Annotated in this window: 8 protein-coding genes; all 8 read left to right on the top strand. The window is 64.9% G+C overall.

The features are described 5' to 3' along the window. The first annotated feature begins 2 nt into the window (after positions 1 to 2). The 8 genes from AP428_RS05635 to AP428_RS05670 all read left to right on the top strand — a co-directional run bounded on the left by AP428_RS05635 (position 3) and on the right by AP428_RS05670 (position 12,380). Positions 3 to 1,034: a LacI family DNA-binding transcriptional regulator gene (locus AP428_RS05635; protein WP_011545351.1), complete on the top strand. Its 1,032-nt coding sequence runs from the start codon at positions 3 to 5 to the stop codon at positions 1,032 to 1,034. Further along, a complete protein-coding gene (gene rbsK / locus AP428_RS05640; protein ID WP_054927799.1) occupies positions 1,031 to 1,966 on the top strand; it encodes a ribokinase in 936 nt (311 codons plus the stop codon). The genes AP428_RS05635 and rbsK overlap by 4 nt, the downstream gene beginning before the upstream one ends. A gap of 299 nt (positions 1,967 to 2,265) precedes the next feature. Beyond that, entirely contained in the window at positions 2,266 to 4,032 is a 1,767-nt protein-coding gene (locus AP428_RS05645; RefSeq protein ID WP_054927815.1) for a methyl-accepting chemotaxis protein, read from the top strand. Positions 4,033 to 4,575: 543 nt separating this feature from the next. Further along, on the top strand, positions 4,576 to 6,498 hold the full coding sequence (locus AP428_RS05650) for a PrkA family serine protein kinase (protein ID WP_006476065.1): 1,923 nt from the start codon (positions 4,576 to 4,578) through the stop codon (positions 6,496 to 6,498). A gap of 125 nt (positions 6,499 to 6,623) precedes the next feature. Then, a complete protein-coding gene (locus AP428_RS05655; RefSeq protein WP_006476064.1) occupies positions 6,624 to 7,892 on the top strand; it encodes a YeaH/YhbH family protein in 1,269 nt (422 codons plus the stop codon). Further along, positions 7,889 to 9,568: a SpoVR family protein gene (locus AP428_RS05660; protein WP_011694280.1), complete on the top strand. Its 1,680-nt coding sequence runs from the start codon at positions 7,889 to 7,891 to the stop codon at positions 9,566 to 9,568. Before AP428_RS05655 ends, AP428_RS05660 begins: the two co-directional genes overlap by 4 nt. Before the next feature lie 234 nt (positions 9,569 to 9,802). Further along, positions 9,803 to 11,107 carry an MFS family transporter gene (locus tag AP428_RS05665; protein WP_011545356.1) on the top strand — a complete coding sequence of 435 codons (1,305 nt, stop codon included), beginning with the start codon at positions 9,803 to 9,805 and terminating at the stop codon, positions 11,105 to 11,107. Between the two features lie 457 nt (positions 11,108 to 11,564). Beyond that, a complete protein-coding gene (locus tag AP428_RS05670) occupies positions 11,565 to 12,380 on the top strand; it encodes an ABC transporter substrate-binding protein (RefSeq protein ID WP_006476062.1) in 816 nt (271 codons plus the stop codon). Positions 12,381 to 12,452 lie beyond the last annotated feature (72 nt).

A 12,452-nucleotide genomic window follows, 5' to 3' on the forward strand; every position in this document is an offset into this window, starting at 1 on the left:
AAATGGCGACGATCAAGGATGTGGCGGCCATGGCGGGCGTGTCGTTTACGACCGTCTCGCACGTGGTGAACAATTCGCGGCCGGTGTCCGCGGATGTGCGTGCGAAGGTCGAGGGCGCGATCCGCGAGCTGAATTACGTGCCGTCGGCCGTGGCGCGCTCGCTGAAGGCGCGGGCGACGGCGACGATCGGCCTCGTCGTGCCGAACAGCACGAATCCGTACTTCGCCGAGCTTGCGCGCGGCATCGAGGATCAGTGCGCGGCCAACGGCTATTGCGTGTTCTTCTGCAATTCGGACGACGATCCCGTGAAGCAGCGCAACTACCTGCGCGTGCTGCAGGAAAAGCGCATCGACGGGCTGATCGTCGCGTCGGCGGGCGAGGACGCGGTGCTCGCGCAGACGCTCGCGGATATCCATGCGCCGCTCGTCGTGGTCGACCGCAACATCGAGGGGCTCGCGGCCGATCTGGTGCAGATCGACCACGAGCGCGGTGCGTATCTGGCGACGCGCCACCTGCTCGAACTCGGGCACGCGAAGATCGGCTGCATCACGGGGCCGACCGACACCGCCGTCAGCGCGATGCGCGTGCACGGCTTCATCCGCGCGATGGCCGAGCGCGGCGTCGACATCGTGCCGGGCGCGATCGCCGAAAGCGATTTCTCGTGCCTGGGCGGCTATCACGCGGCGTCGCGGCTGTTCGAATCGGTGCGGCCGAGCGCGATTTTCGCGGGCAACGACCTGATGGGCGTCGGCGCGCTGCGCGCGGCGGCCGAGCGCGGGATGCGCGTGCCCGACGACTGCTCGATCATCGGCTTCGACGACATCGAATTTTCCCGCTACACGTATCCGGCGCTGTCGACGGTCGGCCAGTCGGTGCGCGCGCTCGGCGAAATGGCGGCGCAGACGCTGATCGAACGGATCGGCGGCGGTTCGAGCGCCGTGCCGAGCCGCCGTCGCGTCGTGTCGCCGCGCCTCGTGCTGCGCGAATCGACGGCAATCTACCGCGAGCCGGCCGCGCCGGGCGCTCGCGCATGACGGCGACCGTAACGGGCGCCGGCCGCGTGACGGTGGTCGGCAGCCTCAACATGGATCTCGTCGTGCGGGCGCCGCGACTGCCGCTGCCGGGCGAAACGCTCGCCGGGCACGCCTTCGCGCAGGCCGCGGGCGGCAAGGGCGGCAACCAGGCCGTCGCCGCCGCCCGGCTCGGCGCGCAGGTCGCGATGATCGGCTGCGTCGGCGCGGATGCGCACGGCGCGGCACTGCGCGCGGGCCTCGAGGCCGAGGGCATCGACTGCGCGGGGCTCGCGACGAGCGCGTCGGCGTCGACCGGCGTCGCGCTGATCGTCGTCGACGATGGGAGCCAGAACGCGATCGTGATCGTCGCGGGCGGCAACGGCGAGGTCACGACCGATACGATCGCGCGGCACGAGGCCGCGCTGGCGGCGGCTGACGTGCTGATCTGCCAGCTCGAGACGCCGCCGGACACGGTGTTCGCGGCACTGTCGGCCGGACGCCGGCTCGGCCGCACGGTGGTGCTCAATCCGGCCCCGGCCGTCGCGCCGCTGCCGGACGGCTGGCTGCCGCTCGTCGATTACCTGATCCCGAACGAGGTCGAGGCGGCCGCGCTGACGGGGCTGCGCGTGCGCGATCCGGCAGAAGCCGAAGTCGCCGCGCGGGCGCTCCAGGCCGGCGGCGCGCGCAACGTGCTGGTGACGCTCGGCGCACGCGGCGTGCTCGCGTTGACGGCCGACGGCACCGCGCGGCACTATCCGGCGCCGGCCGTGCAGGCCGTCGACACGACGGCCGCCGGCGACACCTTCATCGGCGGCTTTTCCGCACGGCTCGCGGCCGGCGCGGACGTCGACACGGCCGTCCGCTTCGCGCAACGCGCGGCGGCGCTGTCGGTCACGCGCGCGGGCGCTCAGCCGTCGATTCCGACGCGCTCCGAACTGGCCGAGCAGGCCTGACCCCCAGGATCGCGGTTCCGTCTCGTGGCCGGTTCGTCGCACGAGACGGCCGGCCGCAACTCGCCGGCCACACCTGCCTGAACGTGCCGATGCCTCGCCGGTCTTTTTCCTTCCGTTGTCGAACTGGCCCGAATTTACGCCATTTTGTTCAGCGATTTGTAATGTTCAGACTAATAATTCGAAAAAATGGTCTGAAATCCGTCAAGTTGTGCGTCGCGCGGTCGTAAATAAATCAAGCGAAGCAATGCTTCGAGCCAACGGGCCCGGCCCGTTCATGACGACGCAACACAGGATGGATGATGGTGTTCAGGAACCTGACGATTCGTGCGCGCATCGGTTTGACGATGGCGTTTCTGGCGGTACTGCTGGGTGTCACCGGCGTGCTCGGTCTGTACGGGATGACGCGTGCGAACGATTCGACGCGCGAGATTTTCACGAACCAGATGCCGAGCGCGGTCAACGTGGCGGTTGCGGAGGTGTTCGCCGCACGCGAGCGTCTCGCACTCGACCGGGCGGCGCTGCTGGTCGGCACGCCGGATTCCACGGCCGCCATCGAGCGCAGCCGTGCGATGCGTGGGCAGTCCGACGCATGGTGGCAGAAATACCTCGCGCTGCCGCGTGGCACGGAGGAAGACCGGCTCGCACAGGACGTCGCCGCCCGGCGCAAGGCGCTGCAGGACAGTTGCGACGCGTTCGCGATGGCGATCGGGACGGGCGATCACGACCAGATCGGCGGCGGCGCGAAGCAGCTCCAGGCCCGCTATAACGATCTGGCCGTGGCCGGTGAAGCGCTGCGCAGCTTCCAGTTCACCAATGCGCAGGCGCGCTTCGATCAGGCGGAATCGGTATTCGAGACGATGCGCGTGCTGTCGATCGTGGTGCTGCTGGCCGGCATCGGCGCCGCGGTGCTGTCGTGGCTGACGCTGAGCCGCGCGATCGGCCGCCCGATCGCCGACGCGCTGTCGCATTTCGACGCGATCGCCGCAGGCGACTTGCGCCGGCCGATCGTCGTCGACCGGCGCGACGAGATGGGCCAGATGCTGGAAGGCCTCGCGAGGATGCAGCGCGGGCTCGTCGACACGGTGCGCACCGTGCGCGGCGGTAGCGAGTCGATCGCGACCGCAGCCCGCCAGATCGCGGCCGGCAACACCGACCTGTCGTCGCGCACCGAGGAACAGGCCGCTGCGCTGCAGGAAACCGCGTCGAGCATGGAGCAACTGACGGGCACGGTGAAGCAGAATGCCGACAATGCGCGCCAGGCAAGCTCGCTGGCCGCGAATGCGTCCGACATTGCAAACAAGGGCAATACGGTGGTCGGCCAGGTGGTCGGCACGATGGGCGAAATCAACGACAGCTCGGCCAAAATCGCCGACATCATCGCGATCATCGAGGGAATCGCGTTCCAGACCAACATTCTTGCGCTGAATGCGGCCGTCGAAGCCGCGCGGGCGGGCGAGGAAGGCCGCGGCTTCGCGGTGGTCGCCGGCGAAGTGCGCAGCCTCGCGCAGCGTTCGTCGAGCGCGGCGAAGGAAATCAAGGCGCTGATCGACGCGTCGGTGGAGCGTATCCGGACGGGCTCGACGCTGGTCGACGAAGCCGGGCGCACGATGAGCGACGTGATCGGCGCGGTCCAGCGCGTGACGGACATCATGGGCGAGATCGCGGCGGCCTCCGAGGAGCAGAGCAGCGGAATCGACCAGGTGGCGCGCGCGGTCGCGCAGATGGACGAGGTCACGCAGCAGAATGCCGCGCTCGTCGAGGAAGCGGCGGCCGCCGCGCAGTCGCTCGAGGAACAGGCGGCCCGCCTGCGCGAAACGGCGGCGGTATTCCAGCTCGACGACGAAGCAGCACGCGCGGGCACCGTCGTTGCGGTGGCGCGTCAAGCGCCGCGTGCACCTTCCGCGCCGGCTGCGGCGCCCGCAGCACCGGCTGCGGCGCGCGTCGAACGCGACGCCGCGCCGAAACGCGCACCCGCCGCGACGCCGGCGCGCAAGCCCGCCGCCGCATCCGCCGCTCCCGCGCCGGCAGTCGCGACCGCCGGCGGCGACGACTGGGAGACGTTCTGATCTTCAGGCACTGCGTATCTATCCCCATTTGGTGACGAACGACGCCCGCGATCCGCGGGCGTCGTCGTTTCCGCGATGGGCAAATGTGACAGCACGGACGATCGATCGTGCATCGTCACCTGCGTCGCGCACCGACGCATACGCGGCGACGCGCTGCGTGCACGTCACGTTCCCGCGTTCGTCGTACGGGTATGTCCGTAAGGGACTGCGAAAAAAATTTGTAACGGTGCGCGCGGTGTGTCATCGCGCGCGACCGCTCGAACGTATAGGGATGAGGGGAGGAAGTGGCGACGTCGGAGATGTCCAACGCACGAGACGTTTCGATGTTCGACGAGACGCGGCGGATGCAGTTTCTGCGGCTCGGGAGGTCGATTGTAAAACGACGAAATGCGTTGTCCAAGCGGTGTTGTCGAGAATGACGAACTTCATACGAAGAGTTCGTGAAAAAAAATAAGAAAGGGTTTAGGATGAATTCGAACGCGCTTGCTTCTGCGCAGTCATACGAAGGCAGGCACGTCTTCAGACTCAGGCGAGGGAGGTAGCATGGATATTTACAGCAGCTTCGCGAACCGCTTCGAAAAAACGCGAGAGGAAGAGCTCTCGCTGGAGGAGTATCTCGCGCTCTGCAAGAACGATCCATCCGCGTACGCGACGGCTGGTGAACGCATGCTGGAAGCAATCGGGGAACCTGAACAGATCGATACCCGCAACGACCCGCGCCTGTCGCGGATCTTCGCGAACAAGGTCATCAAGGTGTATCCGGCATTCCGTGAGTTCTACGGAATGGAGGAGGTGATCGAGCAGGTGGTCGCATATTTCCGCCACGCTGCGCAAGGTCTTGAAGAGAAGAAGCAGATCCTCTATCTGCTGGGCCCGGTGGGCGGCGGCAAGTCGTCGATCGCCGAGCGCCTGAAGCAACTGATGGAGCGCGTGCCGTTCTATTCGCTGAAGGGTTCGCCCGTCAACGAATCGCCGCTCGGGCTGTTCGACTACGACGAGGATGGTCCGATCCTCGAGGAACAGTACGGCATTCCGCGCCGCTACCTGAAGAGCATCCTGAGTCCGTGGGCCGTCAAGCGCCTGCACGAATACAACGGCGACATCCGCCAGTTCCGCGTGGTGCGCCGCTTTCCGTCGATCCTGCGGCAGGTCGGCATCGCGAAGACGGAGCCGGGCGACGAGAACAATCAGGACATCTCGTCGCTGGTCGGCAAGGTCGATATCCGCAAGCTCGAACAGTATGCGCAGGACGATGCCGACGCGTACAGCTACTCGGGCGGCCTGTGCCTGGCGAACCAGGGCCTGCTCGAATTCGTCGAAATGTTCAAGGCGCCGATCAAGGTGCTGCACCCGCTGCTGACCGCCACGCAGGAAGGCAACTTCAAGGGCACCGAAGGTTTCGGCGCGATTCCGTTCGACGGCGTGATTCTCGCGCACTCGAACGAGTCGGAGTGGAAGGCGTTCCGCAACAACCGCAACAACGAGGCACTGCTCGACCGGATCTTCGTCGTGAAGGTGCCGTACTGCCTGCGCGTGTCGGAAGAGATCAAGATCTACGAGAAGCTGATCCGCAATTCGTCGCTCGCCGAGGCCGTCTGCGCGCCGGGCACGCTGAAGATGATGTCGCAGTTCTCGGTGCTGTCGCGTCTGCACGAGCCGGAGAATTCGAGCCTGTTCTCGAAGATGCAGGTGTACGACGGCGAAAACCTGAAGGACACCGATCCGAAGGCGAAGTCGTACCAGGAGTATCGCGACTACGCGGGCGTGGACGAAGGGATGACCGGCGTGTCGACCCGCTTCGCGTTCAAGATCCTGTCGCGCGTGTTCAACTTCGATACGAGCGAGGTCGCGGCGAACCCGGTGCACCTGATGTACGTGCTCGAACAGCAGATCGAACGCGAGCAGTTCCCGCCGGAAACGGAGCAGAAGTACCTGTCGTTCGTGAAGGACGTGCTCGCGTCGCGGTACGCGGAGTTCATCGGCAAGGAGATTCAGACCGCGTATCTCGAGTCGTATTCGGAATACGGGCAGAACATCTTCGATCGCTACGTCACGTATGCGGACTTCTGGATCCAGGATCAGGAATTCCGCGATCACGATACCGGCGAGAGCTTCGATCGCGCCGCGCTGAACGCGGAGCTGGAGAAGATCGAGAAGCCGGCCGGGATCAGCAATCCGAAGGATTTCCGCAACGAAATCGTGAACTTCGTGTTGCGCGCACGGGCGGCGAACGCCGGCAAGAACCCCGTGTGGACGAGCTACGAGAAGTTGCGCGTCGTGATCGAGAAGAAGATGTTCTCGAATACCGAGGAACTGTTGCCGGTCATTTCGTTCAACGCGAAGGGTTCGGCGGAGGAGCAGCGCAAGCATGAGGACTTTGTGAACCGGATGGTCGCGAAGGGCTATACGCCGAAGCAAGTGAGGCTCCTTTGCGACTGGTACCTGCGCGTGCGCAAGTCGTCATGACACGCGCGGTATCGCGCCCGTACGGCGAGTCCGTGCGGGCGCTTTCAGAGGCGCCGCCCGCATGACGGCAGACGGCATGCGCGGCGAGTGCCCCGGCAGATCGACTTTCGAGCGGGAGACCGGGAGTGCTTCATCAAATCATCGACCGCAGGCTGGCCGGCAAGAACAAGAGCATCGCCAATCGCGAACGCTTTCTGCGTCGCGTCAAGAACTACATTCGTCGTGCCGTGTCCGACGCGGTGCGCGACCGTAGCATCAAGGATATCCAGAGCACGCAGAGCATCACGATCCCGCGCAAGGACATCGCGGAGCCGAATTTCCGGCACGCGCCGGGCGGACGTCGCGAATACGTGCACCCCGGCAACGAGGACTACGTGCGCGGCGACAAGATCCCGCGCCCGCAGGGCGGCTCGGGCGGCGGCGGCAGTCAGGCGAGCAACGAGGGCGAAGGGCAGGACGACTTCGTGTTCGAGCTGTCGCGCGACGAGTTCATGCAGTATTTCTTCGACGATCTCGAACTGCCGCGCCTCGTGAAGACGCACCTGCTGACGGTGCCGAGCTGGAAGAACGTGCGCGCGGGCTGGTCGGCGGAAGGCACGCCGAACAACATCGACGTCGTGCGTTCGCTGCGCAGCGCGCTCGGCCGGCGCATCGCGCTCGGCTCGCCGCTCGTCAACGAGCTGCGCGAGCTCGAGGCCCAGCTCGAAGCGCTGAAGAGCGACCCCGAGGACCGCCGCGCGGAAATCGCGACGCTCGAGGCCGAGATTCATCACCTGAAAGGGCGCATCTGGCGGATTCCGTTCATCGATCCGTTCGACCTGCGCTACATCAACCGCGTGAAGCAGCCGCAACCGTCGAGCCAGGCCGTGATGTTCTGCCTGATGGACGTGTCGGGCTCGATGGACGAGCAGCGCAAGGATCTCGCGAAGCGCTTCTTCATCCTGCTTTATCTGTTCCTCAAGCGCAACTACGAGCGCATCGAAGTGGTGTTCATTCGCCACCACACGCGTGCCGAGGAAGTCGACGAGGACACCTTCTTCCATTCGACCGAAAGCGGCGGCACGGTGGTGTCGAGCGCGCTCGAACTGATGCGCAAGGTGATGGACGAGCGCTACTCGCCGACCGAGTGGAACATCTACGGCGCGCAGGCGTCCGACGGCGACAACTGGACTGACGATTCGCCCAAGTGTCGCAAAATCCTGGAAGAGGATATCCTCACCAAGACGCGTTACTTCGCGTATATCCAGGTCGCGCCGGAAGAGCAGAATCTGTGGCTGGAATACGCGCAACTGGCCTTGTCGCAACCGCATCTCGCGATGAAAAAAGTGGAATCGGCTGCGGACATTTACCCGGTGTTTCGCGAATTGTTCGAAAAGCAGGTGGAAATGTCATGACGACCCGCCATCTGCACAACGAGTCGCGCGGCTACGCGCCGCGCCCTTCCGGCGACGACACGGCCGGCCCTGCCGCACCGCAGCAACGCGGGCAGGCCGAACCGCCGCCGCCGGCCGCCGACTTGCCCGGTTCCGGGCAAAAGGAAGCGCGTATGAACGTTGCCGAACGCAAGCCGTTGCCGTGCCCGTCCGACTGGACGTTCGAATTGCTCGAGGAATACGACACGCACATCTCGCAGGTCGCCGAACAATACGAGCTCGACATCTACCCGATCCAGCTCGAACTGATCAGCGCCGAGCAGATGATGGATGCGTATGCGTCGGTCGGGATGCCCGTCAACTACCGTCACTGGTCGTTCGGCAAGCACTTTCTCGCGACCGAGAAGAGCTATCGTCGCGGCCAGATGGGCCTCGCCTACGAAATCGTCATCAATTCGAATCCGTGCATCGCGTATCTGATGGAAGAGAACACGATGACGATGCAGGCGCTCGTCATCGCGCACGCGGCGTACGGGCACAACTCGTTCTTCAAGGGCAACTACCTGTTCCGGCTGTGGACCGACGCGCACGCGATCATCGATTACCTCGTGTACGCGAAGAACTACGTCGCGGAATGCGAGGAGCGCTACGGCCTCGATCGCGTCGAGGAACTGCTCGACTCGTGCCATGCGTTGATGAACTACGGCGTCGACCGCTACAAGCGGCCGCAGAAACCGTCGCTGTCGAAGGAAGCGGCGCTGCGGCGCGAGCGCGAGGCGTACCTGCAGTCGCAGGTGAACGAACTCTGGCGTACGCTGCCGGGCAAGAAGCCCGAGCTGACGGAGGAGCAGGACGACCGCTATCCGTCCGAGCCGCAGGAGAACCTGCTGTATTTCGCGGAAAAGAATGCGCCGCTGCTCGAACCGTGGGAGCGGGAAGTGATCCGCATCGTGCGCAAGATCGGCCAGTATTTCTATCCGCAGCGGCAGACGCAGGTGATGAACGAAGGCTGGGCGACGTTCTGGCACTACACACTGCTCAATACGCTGTACAACCAGGGCAAGCTGGAAGACGGCTTCATGATGGAGTTCCTGCATTCGCACAGCAACGTGGTCTACCAGCCGCCCGTCACGAAGCCGTACTACAGCGGGATCAACCCGTATGCGCTCGGTTTCTCGATGATGAGCGACATCCGAAGGATCTGCGAAGCGCCGACGGAGGAAGACTACAAGTGGTTTCCGGAGATCGCGGGCACGCCGTGGCTGCCGGCGATGCACTACGCGATGCGCAACTTCAAGGACGAGAGCTTCATCGCGCAGTACCTGTCGCCGAACCTGATTCGCGAAATGCGGCTCTTCTCGGTGCTCGACGACGACATGCGCGATTCGCTCGAGGTATCGGCGATCCACGACGATTCCGGCTACCAGTACGTGCGGCAGGCGTTGTCGCGGCAGTACGACATCCATCACCGCGAGCCGAACATCCAGGTGTGGGCCGTCAACACCCGCGGCGACCGCAGCCTCACGCTGCGCCACTTCATGACCGACAACCGCCACCTGTCGAACGACAGCGAGGAAGTGCTCAAGCACATGGCGCGGCTCTGGCAGTTCGACGTGTACCTGGAAAGCGTCGACGAGGCCGGCACCGTGCGCAAGCGCTACGAGTGCCGCTACGTGCCGCCGGAAGTGCGCGTGTGATCGCCGCACGCCGGAAATGTTTGCATCGGACGCCAGCCTGCGGGCTGGCGTTTTCATATGACGAACGCGCGCCGGGAGAAAAATTTTCTACATCGGGACGAACCCGGGGCGCTTGTTACTTTACATTTCGCTAAAATCCCGTAGCGCCGTGCGCCGGAACCGGTGCCACGTGCGACCGCACGCGGCGGCCCCAGCCGTCTCGCCCAGAAAGCACTAAAAGGAACAGACCAACCCATGGACGTCCAGACCGACCAAGCTGCGCTGTCCGCGCAAGACACCCGGCGGCGCGTGTTCGCCATCGTCGGCGCCTCATCGGGCAACCTCGTCGAGTGGTTCGACTTCTACATCTACTCGTTCTGCGCGCTGTACTTCGCGCCGGCATTCTTCCCGAGCGGCAACACGACGACGCAGCTGCTGAACACGGCCGGCGTGTTCGCGGCCGGCTTCCTGATGCGTCCGATCGGCGGCTGGCTGTTCGGCCGCATCGCCGACCGGCACGGCCGTCGCGCGGCGATGATGATCTCGGTGCTGATGATGTGCGGCGGGTCGCTCGTGATCGCGGTGCTGCCGACCTATGCGCAGATCGGCGCGCTCGCGCCGGCGCTGCTGCTGGTCGCGCGCCTGTTCCAGGGCCTGTCGGTGGGCGGCGAATACGGGACGAGCGCGACCTACATGAGTGAAGTGGCATTGAAGGGCCGTCGCGGCTTCTTCGCGTCGTTCCAGTACGTGACGCTGATCGGCGGCCAGCTGTGCGCGCTGCTGGTGCTCGTGATCCTGCAGCAGACGCTGTCGGCCGGCGAGCTGAAAGCGTGGGGCTGGCGCATTCCGTTCGTGGTCGGCGCGGCGGCCGCGCTGATTTCGCTGTACCTGCGCAAATCGCTCGACGAGACGTCGACGAGCGCATCGCGCGACAAGAAGGACGCCGGCACGATCCGCGGCGTGTGGCAGCACAAGGGCGCGTTCTTCACGGTGGTCGGCTTCACGGCCGGCGGCTCGCTGATCTTCTACACGTTCACGACGTACATGCAGAAGTACCTCGTGAACACGGCCGGCATGCACGCGAAGACGGCCAGCAACGTGATGACCGTCGCGCTGCTCGTCTACATGCTGATGCAGCCGGTGTTCGGCGCGCTGTCGGACAAGATCGGCCGCCGCACGTCGATGATCCTGTTCGGTTCGTTCGCGGTGATCGGCACGGTGCCGCTGATGCATGCGCTGAAGGGCGTGACGAGCCCGGTGGCCGCGTTCGTGCTGATCACGGTTGCGCTGGCGATCGTCAGCTTCTACACGTCGATCAGCGGCCTGATCAAGGCCGAGATGTTTCCGCCGGAAGTGCGCGCGATGGGCGTGGGCCTGTCGTATGCGGTCGCGAACGCGATCTTCGGCGGTTCGGCCGAGTACGTCGCGCTGTGGTTCAAGTCGATCGGCAGCGAGGAAACGTTCTACTGGTACGTGACCGTGCTGTGCGCGATCTCGCTGATCGTGTCGTGGCGGATGCGCGATCCGAGCAAGGAAGGGTACCTGCGCCACGAGCCGTGATCGGTCGCGCGTGGCGCGTACTCGCATCATGACGAACGTCCCGCCGGTTGGCGGGACGTTTTTTTTGCGGCGTGCGATGACGTGCGCGGCGGCATCCACTGTTCGACCCGCGAAGTGCCGGCATGAGCGCGCCGCGTCATATCGATATGGAAATCGATTCGTTGTCCGTGGCGCGCGATTTCCTTAATCTGACTGCGTAGTTCGTGTGACACCTCCTTGACTGGGATTCGCGCCCGCTGCTTGCAGCGGGCGTCTTTTTTTGCGCGGCGGCAATGCGTGCCCGCAGCCCGCCTGCCTCATCACGAAACCCGCTGAGCAAAGCACCAATTGTTGGTTCGGATTCGCCGCACGCACTGATACGTTAGCGGCTTCGCGACGACACACTTCGTCACGATGTTCTTCGAACCGTGCCGCCGCGCGATCCGCGGCGGCCTCCATAACAAATCAGGTCGTGCTCATGAAAATCAACACGCTCGCTACGTGGCTCGTCGGGGTCGCGCTCGTTACCGCAGGCACCGTCGCCCATGCGGACCGTCTCGACGACATCAAGAAGGCCGGGGTGCTGCGCGTCGCGACGTTCGACAGCAATCCGCCGTTCGGTTATGTCGACGCGAAAAGCAACCACATCGTCGGTCTCGACGTCGATTACGCGAAGGCGCTCGCGGACAAGCTCGGCGTGAAGCTGCAGCTCCAACCGACCAACCCCGCGAACCGCATCCCGTTCCTCACCTCCGGCAAGGTCGACCTCGTGCTCGCGAACTTCACGATCACCGATGAGCGCGCGAAACAGGTCGACTTCAGCATCCCGTATTTCTCGTCGGGCCAGCAGTTTCTCGCGAAGAAGGGCGTGCTGAAATCGGCCGACCAGCTGAACGGCCTGCGCGTCGGCGCGGACAAGGGCACGACCAACGAGATCACGCTGCGCGAGAAATTCCCGAAGGCCACGATCGTCGCGTACGACGACACGCCGTTCGCGTTCGCCGCGCTGCGCGCCGGCAACGTGCAGGCCATCACGCAGGACGGCCCGAAGCTGATCGGCCTGCTCGCGAACGTGCCCGACAAGCAGAACTACGAGATCCCGGCGTTCACGATCTCGAACGACTACATGGGCGTCGGCGTGCCGAAGGGCGAGACGCGCCTGCTCGGCTTCGTCAACGACACGCTGAAGGGGCTCGAGGCGAACGGCCGCGCGACGCAGATCTACGACGCATGGTTCGGGCCGACGACGAAAACGCCGCTCACGCGCATTTTCCGGATCGGCGACAAGACCTGATCGCTGCCGCACGCGCGCCGCGTTTGGCCGGAACCTCGGCCGCGCGGCGCTTTTCGTTTTCATCCGACCGCG

The organism is Burkholderia sp. E168m22, assembly GCF_001319805.1.
Classification (GTDB): Bacteria; Pseudomonadota; Gammaproteobacteria; order Burkholderiales; family Burkholderiaceae; genus Burkholderia; species Burkholderia orbicola.